Below are 18,612 nucleotides of genomic sequence, written 5' to 3'. Positions count from 1 at the left end.
AACATATTCTGTCATCCTCAACATCTGCAAACAACAGCATTATATAGCCAATCCAATCCATAGATTACACCACTGCTTCTCTCATTAGAAAGTGGTATGACCAATAGACCGCCCCAAGTGAGGCGGTCTATTGTCATTCGGTATATTAATGCTACACATATATTTTTATTGCTGAAGCTGTGCGAGAATCTGCGGATCTTTGATTTTCTTGTCCTCAGCCAGCAGTACGATTTTGGACAAAATCTCGGCGGTTCTTGGATCTTCATCCAGGAATGGCAGGAAGATTCTTCCCCGGTGCTGGCTATGCACAGGCACGATATACATTGCACCAGTGGCCTGCTTGAAGACATTACCGCTTCCCAAATGAACGGCATATTCACCCAGTTCACCTTCGATTCGTGCATAATTGCCGTCCAAACGCACATTATCCAGCTTGAGCAAACGCAAAGACTCATTCACAATAACATGTCGCATCTCTATGGTTGTAAGACTTGCCTCTGGGTCCACACCGCCAACGTGGGCAATGCTAACTACCAGATCAATATCACGCATGACCTCTGAGAAGAACACCTGTGGTACATCCTTCAATTCTACAGGTTTATACGTGCGACGATCATAGAATTGAACGGTCTCCAGCGTAGGTGCCTCTGTATCTGCTGGAGAGAACCAGTCCGCCATCGCATAGAGATTAGCGATCAAGTTATGCTCATAACTCACCTTTTGCAATCCCTCTTCATAACTTACCGTCCATTGACGGCTTTTCAACAAACTTACCGTTTTATTCGGCTGAATCTGATATCCTGCGTAGCGACGAGAGACCGTACCTTGAGCAAGTTCATCTTCATTCGGCAGGTAAAGTTCGCGGAAAACCTGTTTAAACGGCTGACGCTCCTGACGAGTAAAGAGATCGCGCTGGAATTCACTCCACTTGCCACTCTCATACAAATGTAGCGGATGTGCAATCAGCAACTGATCTTCTTCCTTCAATGTATAGGCAACTCCCTCTGCGACCGGGGCTAGCAAACCACCGGATGCAACATCAAATCTTCCAAGCTGCTCACCTGACTTGAAGATCAACGTCCTGAGTAGCGGATGAATGACCGGATTAAGCATCAGACTTGCAATCTCCTGACGTGTGAAGGCTGTGCCTGCGACCATGGAGCGCTCCAGTTCCTGTCTAGCCCGTCGATACTGATCGACCAGATCGGATTTTAGCTCCTTCAACTCTGCAATATATCCGTCCTTTTTGAGACGAGCAGGAACGGACTTCAGCACTTTGCCTTTACTAACAATGACGAGATCAGCCTGCCCCTCCTCATCAATGACGAGTTGAGCCGTCGTATCGTCATCCAGTGCATGCGGTTCGAAATACGATTTCACCTCATCCAGCTTACGCGCTTCCATATCCCACATGAGACGTGTTACATCAGCATAACCCGCGTTCCGCGCAAGGTTACCAAGCGCAATCTGTGAAGCTAATCCTTCACTCGCGCGCCGCTGCGCCCCGAACTGCTTGCTCTGCAACTGAAACTTCTGGATAAAGTCGTAACGCTCTCTTACATCCCGATCCCGTTCCTCTGCCAGCGGAATCAGACTATAGGTCAGTAAGTGATCCTTATTCCGCTTGTCTGCTACCGAATCATACATGTCCTTCAGACTGAGTTTGCCAAGGGCTGCATCTGCGAACAATTGTGATCTGCGATGGTTGGCTCCGCCCGAGATGTACTTCGCACAATCGTACAACAGGTTGAATCGCTCTTCTCCAACCTCAGCGTAAGCCTCTTCAAACCAGGCGATATCAAAGGCCCCATCATTAAAGTCCTGCGGCGTAATTGGGGAGTAATGCGCAACAATTGTTTCCTTCTCCGCACTGAATTGTTCATTAATGTGAGCATGGAAGTACCAAGCCGCACTACGAAGCCCCTTCCAGCCTAGATGTTTCGCCACAAGTTCCATCCATTGCGGTGCATACATGGCGGCTTCCAGCAGCTTTTTCTCCTTAACCGGATACTTCTGCAGCAATTCCGCCAGCAACTGTTCATCTTCCCCAGCCCGTGGATGACAGTGCTTAATCAGATAACTGAACATTTCTTTACGCGTTGTATTCCCTTCACCATAACTATAAATATACCCACGAACAAACGTATCCTGATCCATGGCAGCAACCAGATGCACCCAATGTTCCATGCCTTCAATGCGTTCCAGTTTCATAGCCAGATTACTCACTTCAGTAGATAGTTCCCCCCGGGTCAGTTCAATCTCCAGAATGCGATTGACCACCGTATCGCGCAGTTGAATCAGCTTTGGATCATCTTTGATCCGCTCTGTGCGAGCCGAGGTCATGTCACGGATGAACAGATAACGGAACGGTCCAACCATCAGTTGACGGTAAATCTCCTGATCATCAATCAGCTCTAATTGGTAGGCTCGCAGGAAATCGTCAAGTGACAGGAGAGACAACGGATGGTAAGGCTCTACCAGATGAGAGAATTGATAGGCTGTCTGGAAATATCGCTTAAAGCTCGCGTCGTCATACACGGCATTCCGGACAATATATTTCCACGGTTCAGTCAGAATCTGAAGCATTCCCATTTCCTTCTCCATATGCTCTGCAGGCATACTTAAAATAATGGAACCCCATGCCTTCTCTGCAATCTCGAAGATTTCAGCTGAATCACGATCCAGAAATGCAGCCGAGATCAATGCATGAACCTGATCTTTATATGGCAGTGTGCCCATCATCTCGTGCAGCTTCACTATCTCATTCAATGGATAGGTCTGTTCAGCAAATGTTTTGCGCCAACCCTCTAGTAATGGCATCTTTCTTAATTTGTCGTAATCATACTGCTCGCGATAAAAAGAGTAATGTTCATCCAATGTGCCATTCAGCTTGCCTAACTGCAGTTCGACATATAGCTGTAACAGTTCAATACTGCTCAGACCGTTTTGCTCGAAATATTGCTTCCACACTTCATCCAGCGGAAACTGATCCAGTTGTTTCATTTTCGACCGATCGCCATAAGGAACCTTGGAACGAAGGCTGGTTCCGACTAACAGGGTATCTTTGTAACCTGCATAGTACTCCACCACATATTCATGATCCCTGTGCTCATGAACCAGTTCATTTAATCCTTTCATGGAGGCACTGATCTTATCCAGTGATATATTAAATATATCCTTCGGTTTGTTGCCAGAAAGGTCACGTTCTTCATCGAGCAGCGTTTGCCGTTGATTCGGGTCAAATAGACCATAGCCATTGGAGGCCGTATAACGACTTCCTTCATTAAACAGTTTGTCGAGCAGCTTCTGTTCCTTGGCTGTAGGCTTCTCTAGTTCCTCTGCGAATGGCTTGAGCTGTTCCAGTTGCTCTGCACGTGCCGTATCCGTTTTAATCTCCGTTAACAGTTCAAGTGCACCCAGACGTTGCAGCTCATTCTTCGTTTTTAGTAATCGTTGAACTGAATCTTTCAACTTCTCAACAGGTTGCAACAACAGGGCTTGAATCACCTTTTGCCGGAGTGATCCCGTTTTGAGTTTTAACAGTACTTCCATCTGCTGTAGCTCATCTTCGGTTAGTACCAACTTTTTCACTTTTTGCAATGCACTCTCACGGTTACTCATGCTTTTGTCAGACAAACTTTCAAACACAAACTGGCGCTGCACCTCGTTATCAGGCTCTTGCACAAAATGCGACAGTAGCTCTCCGCGCATTTCGGGGCTTAATCGATCCTTGAGAGCAATAATCTCAGCAATCCAGTCCGCATCCATATCATAAGCAGCCAAATACAACATTTTTTTGATGACGTCATCACTATCGATCTGATAGTGCACAAAATCCAGCACACCTGAAGGCCCGCCTGCACCGCCCTTAGGAATGAAATCCAGCATCTGTTTGAATTGATCAAAATCATGGCGGCGTGCCTGTTTATCTTCAAGCACATCCCAGCGAGGCACATAGACACTGCGTTGGTGCTCCCCCTCTTCAAAGCTCCAATTGTGCGAATACGCCGCCGTATAATTTTTCACAACCCAGTGGATCAGTTCCGGATGCTGAACACCCAGATGATTACGCGCCATAGCAAGACGAAGCCCCAGGTACTGGCTGTTAGCCAGAACGTACTGAGCTACGATCTTCTGGTACATCTCACCCTGTTCCATGATCTCTGTAATCTTAGGTTGCAGGTCATTCTCTTCAATGACCGCCGTGGCCCAAAGACTGATGTATAGTTTATTAGCATTTTTCTCCTGTCTCCACGCCTCACGAATATCCTCATGTACTAGCGCTTCGTAGACCTGTTCAAGTAATTGTGTTGCCACACGCTGGTTGGCCGCTTCAATCCCGATCCCTGTCCATACGCCCAATGCTCTGACGACAGAGCTGAACCGTATCAGATTGTTGTCCAGAATGATTTTTAATATGTAAATATACGCTTCTAACGTGCCTTCGTCCATTCGTTCCACAATGCTCTGGCGAAGTCCTTCCTGCAGTCTGGCTGCAATCAAGAGTTCACCCACCATGTGATAGGCTTCGGCCTGTTCACTCATAAAAATGCCTTTAATCATCTCGTTTGTCAGTAACGCAGCCTGATTATCCCCATAGATAATATCGTGCAGTGCCTGCTTGACTTCAAGGTTCGAATGATCCAGTTCATAGGCAATACAGTCCGGCAATACCGCACGGAACTCATGCTGATGAAGCATGTTTGGCTCACGAATGGTTAAATACTCGTTCAAACTAAACCCTCTTGCCTCCATCCGGAATAAACCAAGCAACTTGCGCATCACATGAACAACATGTTGTCTTGGATCGGCGGTCCGGAAAGGTCTGCGCTCATAGCTTGTACTATATGGATACAGCGTCGCACCTTCAGCAATATAGCGGAATCTGGCAACAAACCCGTCAGAGGCCAAGTGCTCAAGCACCTCAAGGATCGGCTGGAATAATGGCTGTTGCTTCTCGATCGCAAGGTTGATAAGTTGTCTTTCTATATTAAAATAGTCTTCTTCATCCCCACGCAAGTAAGTTGATTCTGCCAACGTTATCACATATTTCGCTACGTCCAGCTTTGCCTCTGTAAGCGTAGCTGCTTTCTCCTGTAATCCCTCAATATACGCCTGTACCTGATCTTCCTGATTCATCCTGTTCTCCTCCTTGTCATACTACTTCTGCTCCCCTTACCACAGACGTCCGGCCAGCATCGTGAAGCGGATAAAGGTCACATGAGCTCCATCCTCTATGTTCAGTGGTTGATCCAAATCTTCCAATTCTTCATCATTCAGAAATACTTTGTACATTCCGTCTTCATAAGCAAGTATCGCGGCTTCCTTCGCCTCTCCAAGCTCAGGAACGCCCTCGCCATGTATTGTGCCAAAACCCACTTTTCCCGTAGCACCCTGCGCGTCGATGTCTTGAGGCATCAGATAAGCAAGCATCCCCGCTGCGTCCTTCCTCTCTCGAAAAGCTTGCACCTGTTGTTCAACCATGTTCTCGATAAGCAGTCGAAGTGTACTTGTTGTTTCCGGAATTTCAGCGGCTTGTTTCGCAAGAGCCGGTTTGCGTTTGCCCAGACTTTTCACTGTAATCCATAATTTCAATGCATCGTGTCTCCTTTCATAACTTCATGCATAGCTTCATTCATAACTCCACCCACAAAAAACCAATTTATTACAAATAGCTAAATCCCATTCAATTAAGAGTTAATACCCGAGAGCAATAGATTTCAAAACAGAACAAATACGTACATATGTACCCCTAATAAACATCATAACGAAATTGCTCACCTCTTTCATGGGCCAATATTCATGTTTCCATCGAACCAGCGAACTAGGGCGTGTCTTGAAACCCACTGAAGTGCACGTTTTACCCCCTTTTCGCCCCCTGTTACGTCACTTCCCCTTGACGTGCCCCGGCACGCCGTTGCACATATAACGCAAAAAGCTGCTACACCCCACGAAACATCATGAGATGTGCAGCTATTCCATATTTAAATAGTAAGTAAATATAATGTATCAGACCAGTCGCAAAGGCTGAATTTTCACGGCCGCTGTCTTGAATCCAGGCATTCGGCAGAAGGGATCCAGATCAGGCCTCGTTGCCCGGTTCACATTTTGGATTCCGCCCCAGTGCATGGGCACAAACAGCGTATCCTCGCGGATGGATGCCTTGATTCGCGAACGGACAGTGAAGCTTCCGTAGGCCGACTGGACCTCTACCCACTCTCCGTCACGGATGCGATGGCGAGCTGCCGTTGACGGGTGCAGTTCCACAAAGTTCTCTAACTCACGAGCAGCAAGTGCTGGGCTTCTGCGTGTTTGCACACCTGTTAGATAATGAGCGAGAATACGCCCATTCGTTAGAATCAAGGGAAAAGCTTCCGAAACATCATCCCACCCTAGACTGGCTCCCGGAGTAAACGTAGCTTTTCCGTCGACATGAGCAAATCGTTCATGAAACAACATTCCCTCGCCCTGCTCATCTAAAGAAGGACAAGGCCAGTACACTCCTTGTTCATTTCTCAGTCGTTCATAGGTGATTCCATAGTAATCCGCTACTCCGCCACGACTCGCAATTCGCAATTCATTGAAGATATCCTCAGCCTTCGCATATTGGAACAACGAACCTTTGCCCAGCTTCTCGGCAATGCGGCACAAAATGTCCCAATCGTCTAACGTTTCTCCAGGTGCAGACCTTCCTTGTTCCCGCAGGAGAACACGCCCTTCGAGATTGGTGAGTGTGCCTTCATTTTCCATATAAGCGGTTACGGGCAGTACAAGATCGGCCAATCTGGCCGTTTCAGACAGAAACATATCGGCTACGACGAGAAAATCAAGCTTTCGTAAACCTTCCTCTACCAAGCTTACATTCGGATTTGAAACGATCGGATTAGAACCCATCACAAGCAATGCGCGAATGTCCTGCTCATAGATACGTTCCATCATCTCATAAGCTGATACACCTTTGCCTGGCAAAAGAGTAGGGTCTACTCCCCAGACAGATGCTATATATGCACGGTCTTCCTCACTTTCAATAGAACGGTATCCTGGTAGCTGATCTGCCTTCTGTCCGTGCTCCCGTCCCCCCTGTCCATTTCCTTGTCCGGTAATTGCGCCATATCCGCAACCTGTTCTGCCGATCTTTCCGGTTGCCAGCACCATATTCAGAAAATGCCGGACAGCCATGTGTCCATCCGTCTGTTGTTCCACCCCGCGTGCCGTCATAATCATGCCAGTATGTGCTTCGCCATAAGCCATTGCCGCCTGACGGATCAAGTCCAGTTCGACCCCACATGCTTTTGCGGCCTGCTCAAGATTGAGACTTTCCATCTCCTGCACAAGCTGTTCATATCCGGTCGTACGTTTCTGAACAAAGCTGGAATCAGCCAAGCCCGCATCCATAATTACCTTCAGCATCGCATCGGCCAGCAGTGCATCCTTACCCGGCTTCACTTGGAGGTGAAGATCAGCAATGGCTGCCGTTGCTGTCTTACGAGGATCAATCACAATAATAAACGTTCCATTTTCCTTCGCTTCATTAAAATACGGTAAGAGCGTTGGCTGACACTCAGCTACATTCGTTCCTGCCAGTATGATACATGCTGCTTTAGGGATGTCCGAAAGCGGAAACGTTAATCCACGATCCATTCCGAAAACTTTGCTACCGGCAGAAGCTGCTGCTGACATGCAGAAGCGGCCGTTATAGTCGATGTACTTGCTGCCGAGTGCTACGCGGGTAAATTTTCCAAGCAGATATGCGGTTTCATTGGTCAACGATCCTCCGCCGTATACGCCTACGGTATCAGAACCATACGTCGTTTGTAGCTGTTGCAACCGATCAGCAATCGTCTGCATTGCTTCATCCCATGAGCACGGCTCCAATTCTCCCTGACGGCGAATGAGCGGATACATCAAACGCTCGGAACTGAACACTTGCTGATGAGCATTCATCCCTTTCACGCACAGGCGGCCCTGCGAAGCCTTATTGGGCATGCCTTGAACCATATACTCCGCTACTTTCTGACCTGCAACGGGAGCGGCAAGCTCTTCTACGGACATTTTGCATTGCACACTGCAATAAGGACATTGGGTCTCTTTTACATATAACCTCGACTTCGCTTGGTCTGTATTTACCGCGTCCATCATCATGCTCTCCTGCCTTTCCGGGTTATTCATGTAAGCTTTCAAGCTTTCACCTGAGCAATGAGGTTTTCAAAAAGGGTCTCCGTTCCACGCTCAACATCCTTCTCGCGCTCCTGTGCGCGATTAAACGTAAGTTCTCGCTGGAATTGTGTATTCAAAAGCGTTTCCCGAATCGACATCACTCCCAGACGTTCAGTCCACATCCATAAAGGTTCATCAAACCAAGCCGTTTGTCGATACCATTGCAGACAGGCCGATGCGAGAATGAACGCTTGCTGCTCTGATTCCGTTGTCCCGAGCAAGGAGCCCTCCTTTACCGGATGCCCGGCATGACCTCCGACGTAAATTTCCCATCCAGCCGGAGAAGCCTGCAGGCCTACATCGGAAACCAGTACATTCACCGGGGATCGAGAACCCCAAGCAATAGCGATGTTCACTTCGGAAGGCATCACTGCTGTTTTCCAATCGGTACGAAGTCTCGTCTCCAGATCGCTTGCAGTAATACTAGAAGCCAATGATGGTACATGTCGCTCCGAATAGATGTGAACCATCTGATCATGTCCCTGCACAAGTTCCCCTTGTAAATCTTCCGCTTCCAGTCCGTAAAGGTCTGTCTTCAGCACTGTTTTCGCATCATTTTCTGCGGAGGACTGCATTAATCCTGAAACACAAACATAATAGCGAATTGCAGGAAGGCATACCGGGCACCCGTGTTCCGAATGCCAGTTCAGCCCCCTCAACAGTGAATTGAACTGTTTGTCTTCCAATGGGAGGACTCCAGATCCAACGTTCGAAATGTCAGCTTCTTTTGCATATGACTCAAAGATAACGCTCACCCGATGCTTCAGCTCTGCGTGGCTCATCTCCGTACAGTGACATACAGGGAGCACGGCAGGTTTCTCCTTCGTACCGCCTGATTCAGCACTTGTGCTAACACCTCCATCAAGTTCCACACGTTTAGCGTGTTTCAACAGAGCGCCTACCATAGGTTTACAACCACCGCATGAACCTGAAGCTTTGGTTTGTTGCTTCACTTGTTCTTCCGTTTCCAGCCCTTGCTCCTGAATGGCTTTTAAGATCGCCGCTTTGGTTACATTGTTGCAAGCGCAGACCGTTTCCTGGCTTGGAAGCGCAGCTGCTGCTGTTACTGCAGGATCTGGCGTATCTTCCTTGGGGGCAAGCTCAGCCACATCGGCTCCACGTTGTACCAGACCAAGGAGGGCCGTGCCCTCAACCGTGTTGCCAAACAAAATAGCACCTCTAACCTTGCCAGCTTGCATCAGCACTTTTTTGTACGTGCCCTGAACACCATCCAAATGCTGAATGGCCGTCTGCAACCCTTCGTCACTGATGTCTCCTGCCGAGAAAACATCTACCCCCGAGACTTTCAGCTGTGAATACGGAACAGAACCTGCATAGCCCGGCACCTCCTGTCCGCACAATGTGCGCGCCAGCACCTTTCCCTGCTCATACAGCGGTGCTACCAGACCATAACTGATCCCCCGATGCTCTGCACATTCTCCCACGGCATATATATCTGGTACGCTGGTACGCATATGATCGTCAACCACAACAGCACGATGTGTAGCAATGCCGCTTCTCCTGGCCAGATCCACATTCGGGCGAATCCCGACAGCAACAATGACCAGTTGTGCCTCCAGTTTGGATCCATCTGTGAAAAGCAGACCCTGCGCTTGTGAACGTCCGGTAACTTTTTGCGTATTTTTATTCAAAAGAAAGGACATGCCCTGATCTTCAAGCTCACGTTGAAGCATCGCTGCAGCTTCGTAATCCAGTTGTCGATTCATAATATACGGTGCATTATGGACTACCACCGCTTCCATCCCTAGATGCAACAGTCCCCTTGCAGCCTCCAGCCCAAGTAATCCACCACCGATGACAGCTGCTTTGCGGTATTCTTTGGAGTAATCTGACATGCGAGTACAGTCATCAATGGACCGAAAAGACATTACACGCTCCTTATCAATGCCCGGAATTGGCGGAATAAACGGAGAGGACCCTGTCGCGAGGATCAATATGTCATAGGTTTCCTTTTTGCCAGCTTCCGTCTCAATGAACTTCGTACGGGTGTCAATCCGATGAACAGTCTCACCTGTGCACAGCCGGATATTACGCTCCGCATACCAGGTCCAGTCATTGATGATAATGTCCTGTATGGAATGCTCACCTTGGAGCACTTTGGATAACATAATTCGATTGTAATTAGGGCGAGGTTCCGTCCCGTAGATGACAATCTCATACCGATCCGGCTCCAGGTTAATAATCTCTTCTACACATTTCACTCCAGCCATACCATTGCCGATAACCACCAGTTTCTTTCTACTCATGGGCCGCCCCCTATCCCTTTCACATCTGCAAACTAAACCGAATTGCCTCTCTCTGATTTAAAACGCAAAGCCCCCTTCTCTGATTTAAAACACAATAACCCCTTTTCCGATTTAAAACAGAACAACCCCTTTTCCTTATGGGGAAAAGGGGCACCATTGCCTCCGAGCTCTACACGCCATTGTGTAGATTCTTATTAAATTCAGATTAATTGAATTTAAAATATATGTCAACTAAATTGACATGAAATAATGAAAAACGGGTTATGGAATAATTATTTTAAAATTTAATGTTATTTTTGTTGACATTACCTTTTTCCCTTTTTATAATTTGAATCAAAATCACAGCGATGTGATCATCTCAGAAGCGGGAACACAAAGACGTGTACCGCCTGTCGGCAACGGGGCCGCAAATCGTTCTAATTCAGGACGGCTTGCGGCCTTTTTCTGCCCGAACAAAAACATAGAGACATAACAAAGAACCTACTTGGATGAGGAGCGATGAGGAATGGTAGAGAGCAAAAGTTTTTGGAAAAGCGGGCATAAGCCCACACTGTTCGGAGCATTTATGTATTTTGACATCAGTTTTATGATCTGGGGTATGCTCGGTCCGCTCGCTGTTATTATTGCCATGGATTATCCGATGACCCCGTTGGAAAAAGCAAATCTGGTTGCCCTGCCCATTCTCGGGGGTTCCATCCTGCGGCTGGTGCTTGGCTTCATGTCCGACTATATTGGTCCCAAAGTAACCGCTCAGATCGGTATGTTATTCACCCTCGTTCCATTGTTACTGGGCTGGTTATGGGTGGATTCGCTCAGCCAACTCTATGTCGTAGCTCTTTTACTCGGCGTAGCGGGCGCCTCATTTGCAGCCGCGCTGCCGCTTGCAGGACAGTGGTATCCTAAAGAACATCAAGGTCTTGCCATGGGGATCGCCGGAGCAGGTAATAGCGGAACGGTTCTTGCTACCTTGTTTGCCAATCGTCTGGCCACTCATTTTGGTAGCTGGGAAGTTGTTTTCGGACTCGCGATCATCCCGATTGTTATCGTCTTTATCCTCTTTTCCATCTTCGCCAAAAACAGTCCGAATCGTCCAGAGCCTAAGAAGTTATCCCAGTACGGAACTTTGCTTAAACAAAAAGATGCCTGGGTCTTCTGTGCCTTCTATTGTGTCACCTTTGGCGGTTTCGTTGGACTGTGTAATTATCTGACTATTTTCTTTAATACCCAATATGGACTTTCTGCCGTTCATGCCGCTGACATTACGACGTTCTGTGTCATTGCAGGCAGCTTCTTCCGGCCTGTTGGTGGTTTTCTGGCGGATAAAATTGGCGGAACCCGGATGCTTACCTTCTTGTACTCCGGCGCCTGCATCATGCTTCTGGGTGTATCCTTCCTACCGCCGCTTCCGGTAGTCATCGTCATGTTGTTCCTCGGCATGATGTGCCTTGGGGCCGGGAATGGTTCTGTATTCCAGCTGGTTCCACAACGTTTTGGCAACGAGATTGGTCTGATGACAGGCATCGTAGGGGCTGCCGGAGGTTTGGGAGGTTACGCGTTGCCACTCATTCTGGGTCAACTGTACAGCTCTTATCAATCTTACACGCCAGGATTTGTTATTCTCAGTCTCATCGCTGCCGCTTCCATGTGCCTTGTTCTCTTCATGCAATCCCGCTGGCGGGTAAGCTGGCTGAGCAGAAGTGGCAAAGGCATTGCGGATTCAACTTCTCTGACGTCTTGATCCCTTGCCTACACATGAAAACAGCGCAGCCATATCGGCGGCGCTGTTTGTTTTATTCCTATCAATTATTCAATCCATTTTGCTCATGCTGAATACTTCTGAAGAATAATAACGGCATTATGTCCGCCGAAGCCGAAAGAATTGGACATGCCCGTCTGCAAGACCGCTTCTCTCGCGACATTTGGGACATAATCCAGATCACATTCGGCATCTTTCTGCTCCTGATTAATGGTTGGCGGTAGGATGCCTTGGCGCAGCGTTTGAACGAGAGATATCGCTTCTGCTCCCCCTGCAGCACCAAGCATATGCCCCGTCATGGACTTGTTCGCTGTTACGGGGATATGATAGGCCAATTCACCAAAAAGCTGTTTAATCGCTCTCGTTTCAGACAGATCACCCGCCTCTGTGCTGGTCGCATGAGCATTGATCACATCGATATCTCGAGGCTCCAGCTTTGCATCCCGCAACGCTGCCCGCATGGCAAGATAAGCTCCTCTACCTTCAGGATGAGTGGCTACCATGTGGTACGCGTCGGAAGTAGCCCCATATCCGATAACTTCAGCGAGAATATTTGCTCCCCTTGCCAGTGCATGAGACAGAGCTTCCACGACCAGAATCCCTGCCCCCTCGGCCATAACAAACCCATCTCTGCCTGCATCAAATGGTCGGCTTGCCGCTGTATAAGCTTCATTTCTGGTAGATAACGCTGTCGCATTGCCGAAACTAGCAAGCGATATTTCTGTGACTGCCGCTTCTGTACCTCCTGCAAAAATAACATCTGCTCCTCCGTGGCGAATCAGCCGGTAGGCTTCACCAATGGCTGTGTTTCCAATCGAACAGGCCGTTACCGGGGAGAGCGTTGGCCCCCAGCAGCCAAACCTCATACTGACTGTGGCTGCCGCCATATTGGATATCATCATCGGGACAAGCGTTGGACTGACCCGCGATGCTCCTCGTCCTGACAAGACACTGCCCTGATCCATCAAGGTCTGAATCCCACCTATACCTGAACCAATATATACACCTGTCCGCTCCCGGTCCAGCGATTCCAGCACTAGACCTGAATCCGATAACGCCTGGTCTGCTGCTGCAACAGCAAATTGTACAAACCGATCCATGCGTCTGGCTTCTTTGCGTCCAAATCTGGCTTCACCATCAAAATCATGAATCAATCCGCCCATTCTTGTTTTATACAATCCGCTGTCCAGATGTTCAATCGGAGAAATTCCCGATCTGCCTTCCTTCAAAGCGCCCCAGAATGTATCTACATCATTGCCGAGTGGAGAGATCACACCCATTCCTGTAATCACAACACGTTCCATACTCATCCCGGTTTGTCCTCCTTGTAACGTTCTTCATTCAGTTTCCTGATGCTTATGCATTCATAGTGCCATTTCTGTATATCCTATTACAAGTTGTCATTTATCATAGTATAATGACTACCATGATAAACAGATTGAAGGTGATCCATTGAGTGATGTTATTCGACTACAGGCGTTATCCACTTTTCTGAAAACACAGCGTTCGAAACTCTCTCCAGAATCCGTTGGCTTGCCTGCCGGAGGCCGGCGAAGAACACCTGGTTTAAGAAGGGAAGAAGTCGCCCAATTGGCTAACGTCAGCACGACCTGGTATACCTGGCTGGAACAAGGACGGAGCATTCAGGTTTCACATGCTGTACTGGACAGCATTTCTTCTGCTCTCAGACTCACTGCAGATGAACGAAAATACTTGTTTTCTCTAGCTACGGAGCATTATTCGGATCTGCCCGTGCCGGAACCAGACACGCTTCAGCTTCACCCGTCATTGCAGAAAATCTTGCAGGAATTGCGCTATTGTCCTACCATTATCTCTGATCGGCGCTGTTTCATCGTCGGCTGGAATGAAGCTGCAGCACAAGTTTTTATGAACTTTGAACAGATCCCCTTAGAGCAGCGGAATATGATTAGTCTGGTATTTGATCGAAAAGAGTTGCGCAGGCTTGCAGTGAACTGGGAGGACTTCGTCAGCGGATTTTTATCTATTTTTCGTGGCTATTATGGTCGTTATGTCGACGATGAATGGTATAATTTATTTTTGAATGATATGATGAATCGCCACCCTGATTTTCAAGCATTGTGGAAACAAAGCAGCGTAAGCAGTGCTCCTGACGTATGGATTGAATTCAGACATTCGAGAGCAGGAAAAATGTTGTTTGATCTGACCTCACTACAAATTCAAGGTAATTCTGATTTGCGATGCAGCATTTATACACCCGCACCAGAAACGGCAACAGAGCGTAAACTCATGCAACTGCTTGATCGAAGTAATGAATCCTGAATTGCTTACTTGCCAGGGAGAGCGACATCCATTACCTAACATACCTATATAACGTGGATTTAGAAAGGAACACCATGACTAAAGTGCTTATTATAGAGGACGACAACATGCTGGGCGACACTTTATCCCTGTATTTACAAGGTGAAGGCTACGAAGTAGATCGTGTGGACACCATCGGGTGTGCACTTTTGCAGCTTGAAACCAGACCAGATATCATTTTAATAGACCTGATGTTACCTGATTCAGGTGGGAAAAATCCATGCGCAATCATGCGTGAACATACCTCCCTTCCGATGATTGTCATTTCTTCGTTAACCGAGGTGTCTGAACGTATTCGCTCCTTAACCGACGGCGCAGATGATTTTGTCTGTAAACCGTTCAGCATGCAGGAACTGAAGGCTCGCATCGAGGCCGTTTTACGCCGCTATGCTTTATTGGAAAACTCTGTAGTGACCGAAACCGAAAATGGGTTAAGCCTCGATGTCGCACGCAGAACCATTTTGCTAAACAATCGCAGAGTCGAAACCACATTTTCCGAATTTGAGATCATGAAGCTGTTTGTGCTTAATCCTGACAAAGTGTTCAGTCGGTACGCTTTAATCGAGGCCATTCGCGGAATAGATGCGTATATTAATGATCGGACCATTGATGTACATATTACGAAACTTCGCAAAAAAATTGAAGATAACCCGAAAAACCCCCAATATATTCAAACCATATGGGGGGTCGGGTATAAATTCACACCTTAGCATGACCTCTGCTAGTCATATTTACCATGGTAGTGACTCTGAAATATGATCAATTTCTTGCTGCACTTGTTCCAGGATGGAGGTCCATTCCCCTTCGAAGGATGGAACCGACAGAAGGGATTCCAGATGCAGAAGGGCCTGCAGCAGTTTCGCAGCATGCAGGTGGGCTGCAACACCTTTGAGAGAATGTGTACTCCGTACAACTTCATTCATTTGCTTTTGCTCAAGATAAGTCTGAATTTTTTGCTCAAATCCGCTATATTCTAGAGCAAACTTATTCAACGCGTACTGCAAAATGTGCGGTTTGTTATCCATCTGTTTCAGGGCTTTATCCGTATCAATCCCCCTGATGTCATGCAAACCCTTCAGATCAATCCAGGCCGTCAATACATCTTGGAGCTGTTGTTCACCAATCGGTTTCGTCAGAACGGCATTCATACCCGCCTCTAAATATTCCTTATGATCTTTCTTCATGCTATTTGCCGTAAGTGCAATAACGGGTAATTGATCGTACTGCCTCATCTGACGAATGTGTTTAACAGCTTCTAATCCATCCATTCGCGGCATGAACAAATCCATCAAAATCAGCTTCCACGGCTGAACATGCAGCTCGCTCAGTACCTCTTCTCCATCCTTCACCACTTTCACTTCAAAGCCCAACTGCTGAAGCAGCGCCCGAATGGCGATCTGATTAATCTCATGATCCTCTGCCACTAAAATGGCTCCTTGATTTATTCGTTCTGAGGACTCATCCTGATTTGTAATTTGGTTCAAATTCTGCACTTCTCCATCCTGCAATGTCAACAAAGTCTCAAACAGCCCGACACGGGTAATCGGCTTAAACAAGACTGCCTTCGGATTAATAAAATTCTGCTTAGCTACAAGAGCATCCTCACTAATACCGCGCGTATACCCAAACACCTGAATCCGTGTACCCCGGAGCCTATTCATTAAATACTCCCAGTCCGGTTCATCATGTACATGTTTCATATCCATATCGAGCATGATCAGGAGTGAAAACGATTCATCCCTTTCGTAATCATAGTTATCATTGACAAGCGCTTCATGAAAAGAAGAATAGATTTTAGGTCTAAGACCAAATGAGCGCAACATCTGTTCCAGATTTTCTGCAACTCTTCTGTCACTTTCCACAATCATCACATCATTCACTGCATATAACAATGGATAGGTTGGCAGGAAAGAACGATCCTCTACTTCTGTCAGTTCATACACTAGCTCAAATGTAAACATGCTATATTCACCAAGTACACTTTCCACTTGCAGACTGCCGCCTAATGAAGTGATCAGGAGATAACAAATGACCAAGCCCAAGCCAGAGCCTCCATACTTTCGATAGGTCGATGGTTCGGCCTGACTGAAAGGTACAAATAAACGTTCCATCTGTTCAGGGGAGATACCAATCCCGGTATCCTCTACCTCGAATCGAACTTCAACATGTTGATCCTCAAGTGTGAGCACTTCTGCATGAAATATGACATACCCTTCGTCCGTAAATTTAATGGCGTTATTAAGCAGATTAATAAGAACCTGTTCCAAACGGAACGGATCACCAATGACCGTTAAAGGCAGCTCGGGATCGGTATGAAAAATGATCTCAATATCCTTGTTACCGATAGCTGTACTGATCTGATCCGCCACTCGTTTAAATACATCCTCCAGAGAAAAGGGAACGTTCTCCACATTAAACATTCCTGCTTCAATTCTCGAAAAATCTAGAATATCATTGACCAACGCAAGTAACGATTGTGAGGATACGGTGATCTTGCCTAGATAGTCCTGTTGCTGAGGCGTAAGAGGTGTTCGTTGCAACAAGGAACTGAAGCTGGTAATACTGTTCAGCGGCGTCCGCAACTCATGGCTCATCAAGGCCAAAAACTCACTCTTTGCCTGACTGGCTTTATCCGCTTTCACCCGTCGATACTGGTCGGTCATATCTTGAAAGACAGCCTTAATTTGTTCACTTGAACCGGATGACTTGATCGGATAAAGATGAACGCGAACATGCAATTCATCACTTTCACCGATCCGGAAGGTCAACTCCGCCTCATGATTGGTTTTAGACGAGATAACTTCTCGTAAAACGGTAGCCCAGCAATCTGATTTCTCCATCACAAGCAAGTCTGCAAGCGCACGACCAATGACCTGTTGCCGATCCGCCTGAAGGACATCCAGAAATTTATGGTTAACGGAAACGATGTTGCCTCTATTGTCCAATCCTGCAACCCAATTAGAGGACACTCGCTCCAGCAAACGATAGCGCTCCTCACTTTCCTGAATCCTTCGCCTGACAGCACGATGTTCTGTAATATCAAGTCCATACCCGATAACATACTTCACTACCTTGCCTTCCAGAAAAGGCCCGAGCTTAACCAGAGCATAGTATCCTTTATGCTCAATCTCGAAAAAAAAGTGTTCGCCTCTCCAGGCGCGGTTGAATTGTGTTTTCAAAAATTGAATTTTCTCCTGAGGTAGTGCATTAATAGTCCCGAGCTGGAAGCTTTGCTCCAGACTTCGCATGTCCATACCTAGATGAGACAACATTTCCCCTTCGAGCAAAAGAAATTCAAACTTCCCGTTCAGCTTGCGCAGTTTAAATGTAAACCCTGGCTGTCTGCGTAGCATCTCCAGCATTTCCTGCTCCTTTTGTACCACCAACTGTCTATATTGATGATTCTGATTCAGGAAATAGATGAACAATACAACCAGCAGCATACATACAATTTGAGACAGTAAAGTAATCCCGTGACTATAGGGTGTCGCCGGATATGTCAAAACCATCGTGAACTGGTAAACCGAAATGAACAGGAGCGATCCGGAGAACCACCGGAGATTAAATTGGTGTATATACTTAAAATTCAGGGATGCGAATAGAACAAATAAAAGTTCGTACAATGCATAATCAAAATTTTCAATGGACGGCCAAAAACCAGCATTAATTCTAAACATCCACAATCCCGCAAAGGTAATAAACGCTGTTCCGCCTCCCCCATAATAGGCAGCAAGAAGATATACGATGGATCTAAAGTTTAACATCGAGCCGTCATCCAATATAATGGAGAAGTAGTATAACGCAGTACCTAACATGCTCATCGCTATCCCAATGATCAAGCGAGAGGTAAATGATGGCTTATTCCGATTACTCGATTGATTCAGATAGTGATGAATAAGGAAGACGAAAATTAAAATTAATGTAAAATTTAAAACGAGATCGCGTAGCAAAGTTCACCATCCAAGTTACGACTTTAGCGTTGTTTAACATACGAAAAAACAGGCCAGATTGGCCGATTGTATCTCCGCATTA

At 47.0% G+C, this 18,612-nt stretch carries 9 protein-coding genes; 3 read left to right on the top strand and 6 right to left on the bottom strand.

What is annotated here, in order from left to right; all coding sequences use genetic code 11:
• Positions 1-165: 165 nt before the first annotated feature.
• The 4 genes from MHI38_RS20940 to MHI38_RS20925 form a co-directional block, all read right to left on the bottom strand.
• Positions 166-5,139, bottom strand: a complete 4,974-nt coding sequence (locus tag MHI38_RS20940; protein WP_341181625.1) for a DUF5724 domain-containing protein — start codon at positions 5,137-5,139, stop codon at positions 166-168.
• A 36-nt stretch (positions 5,140-5,175) separates the two neighbouring features.
• On the bottom strand, positions 5,176-5,595 hold the full coding sequence (locus tag MHI38_RS20935; RefSeq protein ID WP_341181624.1) for a hypothetical protein: 420 nt from the start codon (positions 5,593-5,595) through the stop codon (positions 5,176-5,178).
• Between the two features lie 414 nt (positions 5,596-6,009).
• A complete protein-coding gene (gene nasC, locus MHI38_RS20930; RefSeq protein ID WP_373323222.1) occupies positions 6,010-8,142 on the bottom strand; it encodes an assimilatory nitrate reductase catalytic subunit NasC in 2,133 nt (710 codons plus the stop codon).
• Positions 8,143-8,177: 35 nt separating this feature from the next.
• Positions 8,178-10,484 (bottom strand): FAD-dependent oxidoreductase, encoded by a 2,307-nt coding sequence (locus tag MHI38_RS20925; RefSeq protein WP_154891134.1) that lies wholly within the window; start codon positions 10,482-10,484, stop codon positions 8,178-8,180.
• Between the two features lie 505 nt (positions 10,485-10,989).
• Here MHI38_RS20925 and MHI38_RS20920 point away from each other — a divergent pair.
• Positions 10,990-12,222, top strand: a complete 1,233-nt coding sequence (locus MHI38_RS20920; protein WP_154891132.1) for a nitrate/nitrite transporter — start codon at positions 10,990-10,992, stop codon at positions 12,220-12,222.
• Positions 12,223-12,305: 83 nt separating this feature from the next.
• Here MHI38_RS20920 and fabF read toward each other — a convergent pair whose 3' ends face one another.
• Positions 12,306-13,544 carry a beta-ketoacyl-ACP synthase II gene (fabF, locus tag MHI38_RS20915; protein WP_154891246.1) on the bottom strand — a complete coding sequence of 413 codons (1,239 nt, stop codon included), beginning with the start codon at positions 13,542-13,544 and terminating at the stop codon, positions 12,306-12,308.
• Between the two features lie 148 nt (positions 13,545-13,692).
• On the opposite strand from fabF, the gene MHI38_RS20910 reads away from it, so the two are divergent.
• Positions 13,693-14,541: a helix-turn-helix transcriptional regulator gene (locus MHI38_RS20910; RefSeq protein WP_145332942.1), complete on the top strand. Its 849-nt coding sequence runs from the start codon at positions 13,693-13,695 to the stop codon at positions 14,539-14,541.
• 74 nt (positions 14,542-14,615) lie between these two features.
• Positions 14,616-15,290 (top strand): response regulator transcription factor, encoded by a 675-nt coding sequence (locus tag MHI38_RS20905; RefSeq protein WP_341181623.1) that lies wholly within the window; start codon positions 14,616-14,618, stop codon positions 15,288-15,290.
• Between the two features lie 21 nt (positions 15,291-15,311).
• Here the strand turns inward: MHI38_RS20905 and MHI38_RS20900 are convergent, their stop codons facing one another.
• Positions 15,312-18,530, bottom strand: a complete 3,219-nt coding sequence (locus MHI38_RS20900; protein ID WP_341181622.1) for a response regulator — start codon at positions 18,528-18,530, stop codon at positions 15,312-15,314.
• Between the last annotated feature and the right edge of the window lie 82 nt (positions 18,531-18,612).

Origin of the sequence: Paenibacillus sp. FSL K6-1558 (assembly GCF_038002565.1) — a bacterium.
GTDB classification, from domain to species: Bacteria; Bacillota; Bacilli; order Paenibacillales; family Paenibacillaceae; genus Paenibacillus; species Paenibacillus polysaccharolyticus.
Note: the sequence above shows the minus strand (reverse complement) of the source record. Positions and strands in the feature narration are given on the sequence as shown.